Annotated in this window: 12 protein-coding genes; 10 read left to right on the forward strand and 2 right to left on the reverse strand. The window is 66.6% G+C overall.

What is annotated here, in order from left to right; all coding sequences use genetic code 11:
• The first annotated feature begins 51 nt into the window (after positions 1-51).
• From pruA to GFS60_RS24890, 7 genes are all read left to right on the forward strand, one after another.
• Positions 52-1,692 (forward strand): L-glutamate gamma-semialdehyde dehydrogenase, encoded by a 1,641-nt coding sequence (gene pruA, locus GFS60_RS24860; protein WP_159925402.1) that lies wholly within the window; start codon positions 52-54, stop codon positions 1,690-1,692.
• Positions 1,689-2,666, forward strand: a complete 978-nt coding sequence (locus GFS60_RS24865; protein WP_159925403.1) for a proline dehydrogenase family protein — start codon at positions 1,689-1,691, stop codon at positions 2,664-2,666. Before pruA ends, GFS60_RS24865 begins: the two co-directional genes overlap by 4 nt.
• Positions 2,667-2,718: 52 nt before the next feature.
• Positions 2,719-3,378: a rhomboid family intramembrane serine protease gene (locus tag GFS60_RS24870; protein WP_159925404.1), complete on the forward strand. Its 660-nt coding sequence runs from the start codon at positions 2,719-2,721 to the stop codon at positions 3,376-3,378.
• A 12-nt stretch (positions 3,379-3,390) separates the two neighbouring features.
• On the forward strand, positions 3,391-4,791 hold the full coding sequence (locus GFS60_RS24875) for an acyl-CoA synthetase (protein WP_159925405.1): 1,401 nt from the start codon (positions 3,391-3,393) through the stop codon (positions 4,789-4,791).
• Positions 4,792-4,843: 52 nt separating this feature from the next.
• Positions 4,844-5,884: an NADP-dependent oxidoreductase gene (locus GFS60_RS24880; RefSeq protein WP_308202205.1), complete on the forward strand. Its 1,041-nt coding sequence runs from the start codon at positions 4,844-4,846 to the stop codon at positions 5,882-5,884.
• A gap of 180 nt (positions 5,885-6,064) precedes the next feature.
• Complete coding sequence (locus tag GFS60_RS24885; RefSeq protein WP_159925406.1) at positions 6,065-7,303, forward strand: PucR family transcriptional regulator; 1,239 nt, start codon at positions 6,065-6,067, stop codon at positions 7,301-7,303.
• Positions 7,304-7,416: 113 nt separating this feature from the next.
• Positions 7,417-9,057: a substrate-binding and VWA domain-containing protein gene (locus GFS60_RS24890; protein WP_159925407.1), complete on the forward strand. Its 1,641-nt coding sequence runs from the start codon at positions 7,417-7,419 to the stop codon at positions 9,055-9,057.
• On the opposite strand, the gene GFS60_RS24895 is transcribed toward GFS60_RS24890, so the two are convergent.
• Both GFS60_RS24895 and dapD read right to left on the reverse strand, forming a co-directional pair.
• The gene (locus tag GFS60_RS24895) at positions 9,029-10,414 is read right to left on the reverse strand and encodes an amino acid permease (protein WP_159925408.1); all 1,386 of its coding nucleotides are present in this window, start codon (positions 10,412-10,414) and stop codon (positions 9,029-9,031) included. The genes GFS60_RS24890 and GFS60_RS24895 overlap by 29 nt on opposite strands.
• A gap of 31 nt (positions 10,415-10,445) precedes the next feature.
• On the reverse strand, positions 10,446-11,399 hold the full coding sequence (gene dapD, locus GFS60_RS24900; protein ID WP_159925410.1) for a 2,3,4,5-tetrahydropyridine-2,6-dicarboxylate N-succinyltransferase: 954 nt from the start codon (positions 11,397-11,399) through the stop codon (positions 10,446-10,448).
• A 167-nt stretch (positions 11,400-11,566) separates the two neighbouring features.
• On the opposite strand from dapD, the gene dapE reads away from it, so the two are divergent.
• Genes dapE through GFS60_RS24915 form a run of 3 tightly spaced genes read left to right on the forward strand, consistent with a single transcriptional unit; the run spans position 11,567 to position 14,040 of the window.
• The gene (gene dapE / locus GFS60_RS24905; RefSeq protein WP_159925412.1) at positions 11,567-12,640 is read left to right on the forward strand and encodes a succinyl-diaminopimelate desuccinylase; all 1,074 of its coding nucleotides are present in this window, start codon (positions 11,567-11,569) and stop codon (positions 12,638-12,640) included.
• Between the two features lie 42 nt (positions 12,641-12,682).
• The gene (locus GFS60_RS24910) at positions 12,683-13,483 is read left to right on the forward strand and encodes a TIGR00730 family Rossman fold protein (RefSeq protein ID WP_159925414.1); all 801 of its coding nucleotides are present in this window, start codon (positions 12,683-12,685) and stop codon (positions 13,481-13,483) included.
• The gene (locus GFS60_RS24915; RefSeq protein WP_109335251.1) at positions 13,483-14,040 is read left to right on the forward strand and encodes a TIGR00730 family Rossman fold protein; all 558 of its coding nucleotides are present in this window, start codon (positions 13,483-13,485) and stop codon (positions 14,038-14,040) included. Before GFS60_RS24910 ends, GFS60_RS24915 begins: the two co-directional genes overlap by 1 nt.
• Positions 14,041-14,119 lie beyond the last annotated feature (79 nt).

Below are 14,119 nucleotides of genomic sequence, written 5' to 3' on the forward strand. Positions count from 1 at the left end.
GTTCGTTCCCGGTCACAGTTCCTCACGATCTGAGGGCAGGAGGCAGGCAGCATGGACGCCATCACCCAGGTTCCGGTGCCCACCAATGAGCCGGTCCACTCGTACGCGCCGGGCAGTCCCGAACGCGCACGAATCAAGACCGCACTCGGCGACATCGCGACGAATCCCATCGACATCCCGCACGTGATCGGCGGAACGCACCGGCACGGCGCCGGCGACCGTGTCGACGTCGTGCAACCACACAGGCACTCCGCGGTGCTCGGCACGCTGCGCAACGCGACCCACGACGACGCATCAGCGGCCATCGACGCCGCCACAGCAGCAGCGCCGGAATGGCGGGCGCTGTCTTTCGACGACCGAGCAGCAGTCCTCCTGCGTGCCGCCGACCTGCTGTCGGGACCGTGGCGGGAGACGCTGGCGGCGGCCACGATGCTGGGCCAGTCCAAGTCGGTGCAACAAGCGGAAATCGACGCACCGTGTGAATTGATCGACTTCTGGCGTTTCAACGTTCATTTCGCCCGGCAGATCCTCGCCGATCAGCCGATCTCGTCACCGGGTGTGTGGAACCGGCTCGAATACCGGCCGCTCGAGGGTTTCGTCTACGCAATCACCCCGTTCAACTTCAGTGCCATCGCCGGAAACCTGCCTACCGCGCCGGCGCTGATGGGTAACACGGTGGTGTGGAAGCCGTCGTCGACGCAGACCGTCGCGGCGTACTGGACCATCAAGCTGCTCGAGGCCGCCGGAATGCCACCGGGCGTCATCAATCTGGTGACCGGCAGTGGGCAGGCCGTGTCCGAGGTGGCGTTGAGCGATCCCCGTCTCGCCGGGATCCACTTCACCGGGTCGACCCGGACGTTTCAGCACCTGTGGCGGCAGATCGGGGAGAACATCGGCAACTATGCCGGTTATCCGCGGCTGGTCGGCGAGACCGGAGGCAAGGATTTCGTGGTTGCGCACGCCTCGGCGGACGAGGACGTACTGCGCACCGCGTTGATCCGGGGAGCGTTCGAATATCAGGGGCAGAAGTGCTCGGCGGCGTCCCGCGCCTACGTACCGAAGTCCTTGTGGCACAGGATGCGCGACACCTTCACCGCGGAAGTCGACGCGCTCACCTACGGTGACGTCACCGATCTCGAGAACTTCGGCGGCGCTCTCATCGACCGCCGCGCGTACGAGAAGAACGTCGCGGCCATCGAGCGCGCACGCGCCACCACCGGCGTCGAGATCGCCGTGGGCGGCAAGTACGACGACAGCGTCGGGTACTTCGTCCGTCCGACCGTGCTGCTCGCCGACGACCCGGTGGACGAGGCGATGACCACCGAGTACTTCGGCCCGATCCTGACCGTGCACGTCTACGACGATTCGGCGCCCGGTGCGTTCGCCGACATCCTCGGCGCGGTCGATACGGCGGCCCCGTACGCGCTGACAGGGGCCGTGATCGCCGACGACCGCCGTGCGGTGGAAGCCGCGACCTCCGCGTTGCGGTTCACCGCGGGGAACTTCTACGTCAACGACAAACCGACCGGAGCGGTGGTCGGACAGCAACCCTTCGGCGGCGCCCGCGCCTCGGGTACCAACGACAAGGCCGGCTCCAAGCTGAACCTTCTGCGGTGGGTGTCGGCGCGCACGATCAAGGAGACGTTCTCGCCCGCCACCGACTATCGCTACCCACACATGGGGTCGGAATGAAAGCGCCCGCGTCCCTCGCGAATCCGCTTCGGCCGGCGATCCTCGCGGCCTCGCGTTCGTCCCGGGTGAAACGGGCGGTCACGGGCACACCGGTCACCCGCAAGCTCGTCGATCGATTCATCGCCGGCGACGACCGGAACGCGGTTCTGCGCACGGTCCGCGACCTCCTCGACTCGGGCCGCTCCGTCTCCATCGATTTTCTCGGTGAGGACACCCGCGACGAGGAGGGAGCGCAGGCAACGGTCGACGAGTATCTGCAACTCGTCGCCGCCCTCGGAGCGTTACCCGAGGCGGCGCCCGGCGGGTCGGGCGTGCGCCGGCTCGAGGTGTCGATGAAGTTGTCGGCGCTCGGGCTGGCGCTCCCGGACCGTGGAACCGAAGTGGCCACCGAGAACGCCCGCACTATCTGCGCGGCCGCGGAGGCCTCCGGTGTCTGGGTCACCGTGGACGCCGAGGATCACACCACCACCGATTCGACTCTCTCGATCGTGCGCGAACTCCGGCGGGACTACCCCTGGCTGGGGGCCGTGCTGCAGTCGTATCTGCGGCGCACCGAACAGGACTGCCGCGAACTGGCGGGTGCCGGCTCCCGGGTTCGTCTCTGCAAGGGTGCCTATCAGGAGCCGGAGTCGGTGGCGTTCAAAGACCGTGCTGCGGTCGACGCGTCGTATTTACGGTGCCTCGAGGTTCTGATCGACGGATCGGGTTACCCGATGGTGGCGTCGCACGATCCGGCAGTCATCGCTGCAGTCGGGCCACTTGTGACGAAATCAGGGCGCGCATCCGCAGAATACGAGCACCAGATGTTGTTCGGCATCCGAGACCTCGAACAACGCAGGCTCGCGGGTGAGGGCAAGCAGGTTCGGGTGTACGTACCGTACGGAACTCAGTGGTATGCCTACTTCATGCGCCGCCTCGCGGAGCGTCCCTCGAACTTGCGATTCTTCCTCCGGTCGGTGGTCAGCAGGCACTGACATGGTGTGCCACGGACACGGGGCCGGGCCTGCGCCGTTGTAGAGTTTCGCGGTGACCACTTCAGTCGAAGGATGGACCGGTGCGGTCCTCTTCGCGGTGGTCCTCGTGCTGTCTGCGCTGCTCGGGCAGGTTCTCGTCGGCTACCGACTGCCGGCTCACCCGCCCCGGACCGCCGTCGTGCTGTGGTCGGTGGTCGCAGTTCCGTCGCTGCTGCAGTTCGTGTTTCCGGCGATTCTCGATGCGTTCGATCGGGAGCCCGACCGGATCAGGGACGACCAGTGGTGGCGCATCGTCACCTCCGTCGCGGTTCAGGACGGCGGGATCGCCGGCACGCTGCTGAATCTGGCGGTTCTCGCGTGGGTGGCGCCGCTGGCGGTGAAGGTGTGGGGGAGCGCCCGGACGGTCCTGCTGTTCGTGGCCGGTCAAGTCATCTTCGGATTGTTCACCGCTTTTCTCTTTCCTTCCTCCGGCGCCGGCAACTCGGGAGCCACCCTCACACTCGTGGCCTCCATCGCCGGGCTGGTGGTCATGCAGTCGAAGGAATGGCGATCCCTCGCCCTCAGTGCCGGGGTGGTGCTGGCGGGTGTTCTGCTCGTCGCGGTAGGCGACGCTCACGGACTCGCGGTGCTCACCGGGGCATTGCTGGGCGCCGCCCTGGCGACCGTCAGTCCGCCCGTGGGAGACCCGGCCGGCGCCGCCCGCCCCCTGTGAGAAGCTGTCCCTGTGCTTCTGCGATCCCTGAATCCTGTGGCCGTCGCCCGCGGCGACGACATTCCTGACGCCGTCCGGATCGGCGATTCCACACTGTCGCGCAGTGATGTGCTCGGCGCAGCGACCTCCGTGGCGGAACGGGTCTCGCGCGCAGACCGGGTCGCGATCCTCGCCACCCCCAGCGTGACGACTGTGCTCGCGGTGGTGGGTTGTCTCATCGCCGGCGTCACCGCCGTGCCCGTTCCACCCGATTCGGGTCGCGCGGAGCTCGAACACATCCTGCGTGACTCAAGGGCCCAGGCGTGGCTCGGCGAGGCTCCGCAGAACGCCGCGGGGCTGCCCGTCATCCCGGTCCGGCTTCACGCCCGCTCCTGGCACAGCTACCCCGAGCCGCCCGACACGGCCACCGCATTCATCCTCTACACCTCCGGGACGACGGGACCGCCGAAGGGCGTACTCCTCAGCCGGAAGGCGATTGCGGCCGGACTCGACGCGCTCGCCGAGGCATGGGAGTGGACCGGCGCCGACACCGTGGTGCACGGACTCCCGCTCTTCCACATCCACGGGCTGATTCTCGGGGTGCTCGGACCGCTACGGTTCGGCGGCCCGCTCGTGCACACCGTCAAACCGGTCCCCAAGGCGTACGCCGCCGCCCGCGGAACGATGTACTTCGGCGTTCCGACGGTGTGGAGCCGCATCGCCGACGACCCCGAGTCGGCCCGTGCGCTGTCGAGCGCGCGGTTGCTGGTGTCGGGCAGTGCGCCCCTTCCGGTGCCCGTGTTCGACAAGATCCGCGAGCTGACCGGCCTCGCACTGATCGAGCGCTACGGGATGAGCGAGACGATGCTGACCCTCAGTACGCGGGCGGACGGGGAGCGTCGCCCCGGCTGGGTCGGCGTTCCCCTTCGCGGCGTCGAGACCCGACTGCGGGACGAACGCGGCGGTGACGTTCCCCGCGACGGGAAATCGATAGGCGGACTGCAGGTGCGGGGTCCGATGCTGTTCGACGGATATCTGGGCCGTCCGGAGGCGACCGCCCAATCGTGGACCGAGGACGGCTGGTTCAAGACCGGCGACGTCGCCGTCATCGACCCAGGGGGGTTTCATCGCATCGTCGGACGCGAATCCACGGACCTCATCAAGTCGGGCGGTTTCCGGGTCGGGGCGGGCGAGGTGGAGACATCGCTGCTCGGTCACCCGAGTGTGCGGGAAGCGGCGGTGGTCGGCGTTCCCGATCCCGACCTCGGCCAGCGACTGGTCGCCTTCGTGGTGGGGGAGAACGTCTCGGAGTCCGAGTTGATCGACCACGTCGCCGCCGAACTGTCGGTGCACAAGCGACCCCGCGAAATCAGGGTGGTCGACTCCCTGCCCCGCAACGCCATGGGAAAGGTGCAGAAGAACCAACTCTTCTGACGTCGGTAGTGTGGCGTTCGGAACCGGACCACTACGGATGGGCAGGCGCACAGTGAGTGTCGACAGCATTGTTCAGAGCACCCGGATCGTCCTGGCGTCCCGGCCGGACGGCGCGCCCACGACGGACAACTTCCGTCTCGAGGTGGTCAGTTTGCCCGAACTTTCCGAGGGGCAGGTGCTGATACGCGTCATCTACCTCTCGCTCGACCCGTACATGCGGGGGCGAATGAGTACCGCCGAATCGTATGCCGATCCGGTCGAGATCGACGAGGTGATGGTGGGTGGCACTGTCGGCCAGGTGGTCGAATCGCGCCATCCTCAATTTTCTGCCGGTGACTATGTCCTCGCCTACGCGGGGTGGCAGTCGCACGCGGTGGTCGACGGTCGCCACCTGCGCAGGCTCGACCCCGCCGCGGCGCCGCTGTCGACCGCGGTCGGCGTTCTCGGAATGCCCGGATTCACTGCCTACTCCGGACTACTGAAGATCGGGCAACCGAAGGCAGGCGAGACCGTCGTCGTCGCGGCGGCGAGCGGACCGGTCGGTTCCGCGGTCGGCCAGATCGCGAAAGTGAAGGGCGCCAGGGCAGTCGGGATCGCCGGCGGTCCCGAGAAATGTGCCTATGTGTTGGAGAAGCTGGGTTTCGATGCCGTGGTCGACCATCGGGCTCCTGATTTCGCCGAACAACTCCGAGCCGCGGTGCCGGACGGTATCGACGTCTACTTCGAGAACGTGGGCGGCGCTGTCGCCGCCGCGGTGCTCCCGCTGCTCAACCTCTATGCTCGCGTTCCCGTGTGCGGTTTGATCGCCCAGTACAACGACACGGCGGCTCCCGAGGGGCCCGATCGGTTGCCCGGCTTCTTCACTCGTGTCCTGGTGAAGAGTCTCACCATTCGCGGTTTCATTCAGAGCGAGTTCGTGCCGGAGATGTTCGCCGATTTCCAGCGGGACGTTGCGGCGTGGATAGCGGAGGGACGCTTCGCCTACCGGGAAGACTTCGTCGAGGGCATCGAGAACGCTCCGTCAGCATTCATCGGCCTTCTCGAAGGAAGAAATTTCGGCAAGCTGGTGGTCCGGGTCGCCGAGGAGGACTGAGGTCCGCCCGGCCGGTGCCGGGTCTGCTCCCGACCGACTTGTGGTCCGCACATCGCCGTATTCCCCCTGCACAGAGCGTTGTCGTGATAAAACAGTTATAGAAGCGAACCCTCGTTATGTGCACGTGATGTCGATGGTGCGCGAGTTCGGTGTCATCCACATATTGGAGTGATGAGATCTATGACAGATCACAGTGCGGGGGCGGGTTTGCAGATTCTCGTCGACGGTAGGCCGGCTTCTGCCCCCTTACGCGACACGCACGCAGTCGCCCGAAAACTCGTACGGCATTTCGCGGACAACGTGACGCCGTGCGGTTCTCTGCCCGGTGAGCAACTCCAGAGCGACGTCACCGATTTCACGGTCGTGTGCCTGCGCCTCGGCATCCAGATGCTCGATGGGGGAACTTCGCCCACCGAAGAAGATCTCGCCGAAGTGAGGGACGCCTCGGCTCGGTGGGCCCGCGAGGGCTTCCCCTTGACGCTGGTTCTGCGCATCCTCCACGAGGGAATCACCAAGGCCGGCGACCTTGCGGCGGCCAACGCCCGCGAAGAGGACCTGCCGGGCCTTCTGGTCATCCAGAAGGTGATGTTCGCGCTTCTCGAGTGCGTGACGGTCGCGGCCACAACCAGCTACGTCAACGAACTCGAGGCGGTCAACAGTGAGCGCGACGGCGCCGCCGTCAACCTCGTCACGGCCCTCCTCAGCGGTCGGAATGCGGCGTCGGCCGCCCGGCACGCCGGGGTGGAGCCTGCGGAGAATTACGTCGTCATGGGCCTTGCCGTACCGCCGCATCCGGCAGAGGCGATCGCGCACCGGCGGAAGGCGGTGGTGGCGCGGCAGAAGTTACGGCGACTGCAGATCGAACTTGCCGAGGCCTCCGGCGGGGCAGCCCTGTGCTCGCTGAGTCCCGATGGCGGCACCATTCTGCTTCCTGGCTCGCCGGAACGGGCGTGGATCGTGTCGCTGCTCGACCGCGTCGGCGCGGCCGCGGAAGTACCCCTGACCGCGACGGTGAGCCGGGTCCGTACGGCGGACATCCCGACGGCGGCCGAGCAGGTACACGAACTTCTCGACCTCGCACATCAGCTGTCGTTGGCTCCAGGTCTGTACGAGATGAATGATCTGGCACTCGAGTATCAGCTGACCCGTCCCGGTCCGGGCCGCACCCATCTCGCACGCCTTCTCGATCCGTTGCAGAACTCACCGGAGCTGGTCGAAACCCTGGAAGTGCACATCAGCCACGACTTGAACCGTCAGCGCACCGCGAAGAAGATGCACCTGCACACCAATACGGTGGACTATCGGTTGAAGCGAATAGCGCAGCTGACCGGGTGCGACCCGACGCGACCTTCCGGCTTGCGTCAGATACAGGCCGCGTTGGTGGCCCGGAAACTCGAGGTGGCCCAACGCGAAGGCTGACCCCCGGGTCGGCCGATACGATCGCCTGACCACGAGCGTCGGTATCGAACTCGCAGTGCAGCAAAGCGTAGAAGCTTCGGCAGATCGTGACCGAAAAGTCAGGGAGGCAGGCGATGGCCGGAGGTCGTCATTCGAGTACGCGCGACGAGCGCGGCGGCCGTTCCCTCGGGTTCTACGTCGTTTGTGCCGCCGTGGTCATCGGTCTGGTGGTGTCCGTCGTCGTCATCGTGCAAGCGGTGCGTTCCTGGACCGGTGGCTGCGACCACCTGGTCGATTACACCCTTGCGGCGGACCCGAGTATCGCGCCGGCGGTCACCGACATTCTGAGCGCAGCGAAGGACACCGACACCGGTTGCGCCACCATCGCCGTCAGCGCTGCCACCTCGGGTGACATAGCCGGACGGTTGGGCAAGGGCGCCGACGCCCCCGACTTGTGGATCCCCGACACCGGGGCGTGGGTAGGGAAAGCGGCACTCACCGCTGCGGGTCCGGTGGAAGTGATGACGGGGTCGGTCGCGTCTTCGCCCATCGTTCTGGTGTCCCGCGAAGGTGAGGCGCCGGCGGCCGAGACCTGGCTTGCTGCGCTGCAGTTGAAAGAATTGCAGCTCGGTAATCCGCTCGTCACCGGCGTCGCACAGGGGCCGATCGACGCAGCCCTCGCGGAAGGCCGATCGGACCCAGTGTCCGCGGGCACCGTGCGGGCCGCCCTGGTGCCCCTCGCGCAGGAGGAGAGTGCGCGCACCGCAGACGAACCCATCGGCGAAGAGATGCTGCGCGGGGTAGCCGACAACGGCGGCGTCGCCGTCGCCACCGAACAGGCCGTAGTGAACTACAACGCCGATACCGGTCAGGCGCTCGCTGCGACGGTGCCTGCGACGGGCAGCACCTTCGTGAATTATCCGCTGGTCGTCACGTCGCCGGCACCGGACCGCCACTACAAGGCCACCCAGGTCGCGCGCGCCGTCGCGGGAGTTCTCGGGAGTGACTCCGCTCGAACCGTGCTGCAGAACAGTGGTTTTCGTGGCCCGGATGGCAGCCCATTGCCTGACGGGCGCGGGGTCGGTGAGGTCCCCGAGCTGGGCCCGGTGGACGAGACGGTGTTGCAGGAGGCACTCGGTGCATGGGCGTTGATGGCGTTGCCCATCCGCACCCTCGTCGCCATCGATGTGTCGGGGTCGATGGAGACGCCGGCAGGAAACCGGTCTCGGATGGACCTCACGGTGGACGCCGCGCTCGCCGGGAACGCCATGTTCCCGGACAGCGTGTCGGCGGGATTGTGGGCCTTCTCGCAGGGGCTCGGCGGGGGACCGCAGGACTACCGGGAGATGGTGCCGATCCGGCGCTACGACACGGTGGTCGACGGCCTCACGCAACGGCAGATCATGGCCCAGCAAGCGGAGAAGGTGGACGGTCTCGTCGGCGGCGCAACGGGGCTGTACGACACGGCGCTGGCCGCTTTCAGGACCGTGCAGGAATCGTACGACCCACGCGCGGTCAACAGTGTGATCATCCTGACGGATGGTGCCAACGAGGACCCGGACTCCATCACCAAGGAGCAGCTGCTGAGGATCCTCGAGCGGGAGCAGGACCCGGCGCGTCCCGTCATCATCGTGACGATCGGTATCACCGACGACGCCGACGCGGCTACCCTCGCCGAGATCTCGCGGGTGACGGGTGGGTCGAGCTACGTCGCGAAGGATCCGGCGGACATTTCCAACGTGTTCGTCAACGCGCTCGCTGCCCGGGGTCGGTAGCGGGAGCGGCCTTCCTGCGGTATCGCGCGTTCAGGAAGGCGAGCGCGGTGATTCCGAGGAACAGCACGCACGTCGAGAACAGCTGGGTGCGGGCGTCGGTGTCGAAGAGCATGAGCAGGACGAACCCGCCGAGAAGCCCAAGTGTGGCGTAGCTCAGCCAGGGGAACAGCCACATCCGCACCGTCAGCTTGCCCTCACGTTCGAGACGCGGACGCAATCTCAGGTGGGAGACGACGATGAAGATCCAGATCACCAGAAGCGCCGAACCGACGGCATTGAGAAGCAACCCGAGCAGGTCGTCGGGCAGCCACCAATTGAGGAGCACGCTGACGAAACCGAAGAATACGGACAGCAACACCGCGTTGAGCGGCACCCCCGAGTGGGAGATCCGGGCCATGAACGCCGGACCGTCGCCGCGGCGGGACAACGAGTACGCCATCCGGGAGGTGCCGTAGATATTGGCGTTGAACGCCGAGAGCAACGCGATCACCACGACGAGTTCCATGAATCCGGCCACGTAGGGAAGGTGCGCTTGATTCAACACGGCCACGAAGGGTCCGCTCTTCAGATCGGACGAGTCCCACGGGAGGACGAGCACCATGATCGAGATCGAGCCGATGTAGAAGACGCTGATACGCCAGACGACGCTGCGCACCGCGACGGCGATCGACCGTTCGGGGTTCTCGGACTCGGCGGCGGCGATGGTGACGATCTCGATACCGCCGAAGGCGAAGGCCACCACCAGGAGACCGGCGGCGACACCGGCGAACCCTTCGGGCATGAAGCCGCCGTGTCCGAGGAGGTTGGTGGTACCGACCGGCTCGGTATCGGGGAGCAGCCCGAACACGAGCAACACACCGATTGCGAGGAAGGCGATGATGACGGTGACTTTGATAGCGGCGAACCAGAATTCGAACTCACCGAAGTTGCTGACCTTGGCAAGGTTGACGGCCGCGAAGAAGATCACGAACACCAGGGCGACCACCCACTGCGGGACCCCGGGCAGCCAGCCGCTGACGATGCCCGAGGCGCCGGTGATCTCGGCTCCGAGGACCATGATCAGCATGAACCAGTAGAGCCAGCCCATCACGAACCCGGCCCACTCGCCGATGCCGATCCGGGCGTAGTGCGAGAAGGACCCGCTGGTCGGGATCGCTGCTCCCATCTCGCCGAGCATGCGCATCACGAAGACCACGATCAGTCCGGCGAGAAGGTAGGAGACGAGCACGGCGGGACCGGCCGTGGCGATTCCGACACCGGTACCGAGGAACAGTCCGGCACCGATGGCCGAGCCGAGACCCATCATCGTGAGATGGCGGACCTTCAGGCCGCGGCCCAGGGTGTCCGAGTCGGTCATGGTGTCGGGTGTTCGCGTGCCGCTCACAGAGTCAGTCGTTTGCGTGCAGTGCGGCGTTCAGTTCGACACCGGTGCCCTTCCACGGCACGACCTCGACGGCACCCGACACCGAGTTGCGGCGGAACAGCAGGTTCGACTTGCCGTTCAGTTCCTTTGCCTTGACGACGGTGCCGTCGGGGCCGGTGACCTTGGTGCCTGCGGTGACGTAGAGACCGGCTTCGAGCACGCAGTCGTCGCCCAGCGAGATACCGAGACCGGCGTTGGCACCGAGCAGACACCGCTTGCCGACCGAGATGGTTTCCTTGCCGCCACCGGACAGGGTGCCCATGATGGAAGCGCCGCCGCCCACATCGGATCCGTCGTCGACGACGACACCGGCGGAGATGCGGCCTTCGACCATCGAGTTACCGAGTGTGCCCGCGTTGAAGTTGACGAATCCCTCGTGCATGACGGTGGTGCCGCTGGCGAGGTGTGCGCCGAGGCGTACCCGATCGGCGTCGGCGATGCGGACACCGGAGGGCACCACGTAGTCGACCATGCGCGGGAACTTGTCGACACCGAAGACAGTGACGACGCCGCGGATCCGCAGACGGGAACGCACCTTCTCGAATCCTTCGACGGCACACGGACCGAAGTTGGTCCACACCACGTTGGACAGCAACCCGAACAGGCCGTCGAGGTTCACACCGTGGGGTGCGACCAGGCGATGCGAGAGAAGATGGAGGCGGAGGTAGGCGTCGTGGGCGTCCGCGGGCGGCGCCGAGAGGTCGGTGATCGTGGTGCGGACCACGATCTGGTCCACCTCACGCGCCTCGTCGGGTCCGGCGAGGAGTGCCAGATCGGACGGGATGTCGCCACCCTCGACCCGGACGGTGCCCGCTTCCTCGAAGGTGCCCAGCTCGGGCGCCGGGAACCAGGTGTCGAGAACCGTGCCGCCGACCGTCACGTTGGCGATGCCTACTGCTGATGCTCCCTGTGTGCTCACGGCACTAGAGGTTACTGGGTGGTTAGGGGGGTGCCCCTCCGCGGTCGTGGCAACGGGTCGTCCCCGGGAAACCCTGCAGGTCTGCGCCGGCTACGGCAGCGTGCACGACAACGCGTCCCGGCTAGCGGCAAGGCACGCCGTGTGTGGCCGCGGCTTAGGGTGGACGGGTGAGCACACTGGACCTGCATGCCGATCCCATCGACCTCACCGCCGCGCTGGTGGATATCCCGAGTGTCTCGCACGACGAGTCGGTGATCGCCGAGGCCGTCGAGTCCGCGCTGCGCACCCAGACGAACGGATTCGAGATCGTCCGCAACGGAAATGCCGTGCTGGCCCGGACCGACCGGGGGCTTCCGAGTCGGGTGATGCTCGCCGGACACCTGGACACGGTGCCGATCGCGGACAACGTGCCGTCGCGGCGGGAGGGTGACCTGCTGCACGGGTGCGGCACCGTCGACATGAAGTCGGGTGACGCGGTGTTCCTGCATCTGGCGGCCACCATCGAGAACCCGGTGCACGACCTCACGCTGGTCTTCTACGACTGCGAGGAGATTGCCGCCGTCCACAACGGGCTCGGACGGATCGAACGTGAGATGCCCGAATGGCTGCAGGCGGACGTGGCGATCCTGGGAGAGCCGACGGCCGGACAGATCGAGGCCGGATGCCAGGGAACGTTGCGTGTCACCCTCACGACCCGCGGGACGAGGGCACACTCGGCGCGGTCATGGCTCGGTGACAATGCCATCCACCGATTCGCACCCGTCCTGCAGCGCCTCGCCGACTACACCGCGCGATCGGTCGACATCGACGGCTGTGTGTACCGCGAAGGCCTGTCCGCGGTGCGGGTCGCGGGCGGAGTAGCCGGGAACGTGGTCCCCGATGCCGCAGAGGTGGATGTGAACTTCCGCTTCGCGCCCGACCGCAGTGCCGAGCAGGCCGTCGAGCACGTCCGGGAGGTTTTCGAGGGGCTCGAACTCGGTTTCGAGGTCACCGACCTCTCGCCGGGCGCCCTACCCGGGCTGAGCGATCCTGCGGCGGCCGCCCTCATCGAGGCCGCGGGCGGTCGGTTCCGGGCGAAGTACGGGTGGACGGACGTATCCCGGTTCTCGGCCCTCGGTATCCCGGCTGTCAACTACGGTCCGGGCGACCCGAATCTTGCGCACAAGCGGGACGAGCACGTGCCCGTGCAGCAGATTACCGACGTCACGACCGTCCTGCGGGCGTACTTGACGGGGTCCTGACTGCTCGATCGGAGGCTCGGGCCACCCGTTAGCCTGGGGCGCATGGCACCCGAGAAGAACAATCACGGTCGCAAGTCGTCGTCCGTGAAGCACCGCGGCCCGATCCAGTTGAGGCGCGCCCGCAAGGACGAGGCCACGACCACCGACGAGCGGTTGCTGGACGAGCGGGGATCGACCGACTGGGTGCACACCGACCCGTGGCGGGTGCTGCGGATCCAAAGTGAATTCGTCGAAGGTTTCGGTGCCCTTGCCGAGGTGCCCCGGGCGGTCACGGTGTTCGGCTCCGCCCGGACGTCGGTCGACCATGCGGAGTACGAGGCGGGCCGGGCGCTGGGTGCGGGCTTGGCGGAGGCAGGGTTCGCCGTCATCACCGGCGGGGGCCCCGGTGTGATGGAAGCGGCCAATCGGGGTGCCAGCGAATCCGGGGGCTACTCCATCGGCCTGGGCATCGAACTGCCCTTCGAGCAGGGACTCAACGAGTGGGTCGACTTGGGGATCAATTTTCGGTACTTCTTCGCGCGTAAGACGATGTTCGTGAAGTACTCGCAGGCCTTCATCTGCCTGCCCGGAGGGTTCGGGACTCTCGACGAACTCTTCGAGGCGCTGACGTTGGTCCAGACGCGGAAGGTCACCCGCTTCCCGATCGTGTTGTTCGGCACCGAGTACTGGTCGGGGCTCGTCGACTGGCTTCGGAACACCCTCGAGCGGACCGGCAAAATCTCCGAAGGGGACGTGAACCTGCTGCACGTGACCGACAGTGTCGAGGAGGCCGTGCAGATCGTCGTCAAGGCGCAACAGGGCGTCGACGACGGCGCACTGGCCGGCACGGAGGACCAGTGGTGATGCCGAAAGGTGTTGTAGCCGAGCCTCTGTCGGTATGCGTCTACTGTGCGTCCGGACCGGTCGGCGAACACTTCCTCGAACTCGCCCGCCAGATCGGCACCCACATCGGCGCCCGCGGATGGCAACTCGTCTCGGGTGGCGGAAATGTGTCGATGATGGGCGCGGTGGCCGAAGCGGCGAGGGCTGCGGGCGCCAACACGGTGGGTGTCATCCCCAAAGCCTTGGTGCACCGGGAGGTCGCCGATGTCGATGCCGACGAACTCGTCGTGACCGACACCATGCGGCAGCGCAAACAGGTGATGGAAGACAGAGCGGACGCCTTCATCACGCTGCCGGGCGGAATCGGCACGCTCGAGGAACTCTTCGAAACGTGGACAGCGGGCTACCTCGGCATGCACGACAAACCCGTGGTCCTGCTCGACCCGGTTGGGCACTACACCGGGCTGCTGGAATGGCTGGACAGCCTGCGCGGCGGCGGATTCGTGGCCCAACGTGCCCTCGACCGACTGCTCGTCCGGACCGACGTCGAGGCCGCGCTCGACGCCTGCGTGGTCTGAGATCCGCATCCCCCGGCGTCGTGGCGCTGGTTGTTACCGTGCAGTAAGGTGACCTGATTCATATTGCAGGCCTGAGGGG

The sequence above is a fragment of the Rhodococcus sp. WAY2 genome (assembly GCF_009859915.1).
GTDB lineage: Bacteria > Actinomycetota > Actinomycetes > Mycobacteriales > Mycobacteriaceae > Rhodococcus_F > Rhodococcus_F oxybenzonivorans.

What these genes read in the sequence shown, in the direction of transcription:
- GFS60_RS24865 (WP_159925403.1), top strand. Translation starts at nt 1,689, where the DNA reads ATGAAAGCGCCCGCGTCCCTCGCGAATCCGCTTCGGCCGGCGATCCTC.
- GFS60_RS24895 (WP_159925408.1), bottom strand. Translation starts at nt 10,414, where the DNA reads ATGACCGACTCGGACACCCTGGGCCGCGGCCTGAAGGTCCGCCATCTC.
- GFS60_RS24915 (WP_109335251.1), top strand. Translation starts at nt 13,483, where the DNA reads ATGCCGAAAGGTGTTGTAGCCGAGCCTCTGTCGGTATGCGTCTACTGT.
- GFS60_RS24910 (WP_159925414.1), top strand. Translation starts at nt 12,683, where the DNA reads ATGGCACCCGAGAAGAACAATCACGGTCGCAAGTCGTCGTCCGTGAAG.
- GFS60_RS24890 (WP_159925407.1), top strand. Translation starts at nt 7,417, where the DNA reads ATGGCCGGAGGTCGTCATTCGAGTACGCGCGACGAGCGCGGCGGCCGT.
- GFS60_RS24885 (WP_159925406.1), top strand. Translation starts at nt 6,065, where the DNA reads ATGACAGATCACAGTGCGGGGGCGGGTTTGCAGATTCTCGTCGACGGT.
- pruA (WP_159925402.1), top strand. Translation starts at nt 52, where the DNA reads ATGGACGCCATCACCCAGGTTCCGGTGCCCACCAATGAGCCGGTCCAC.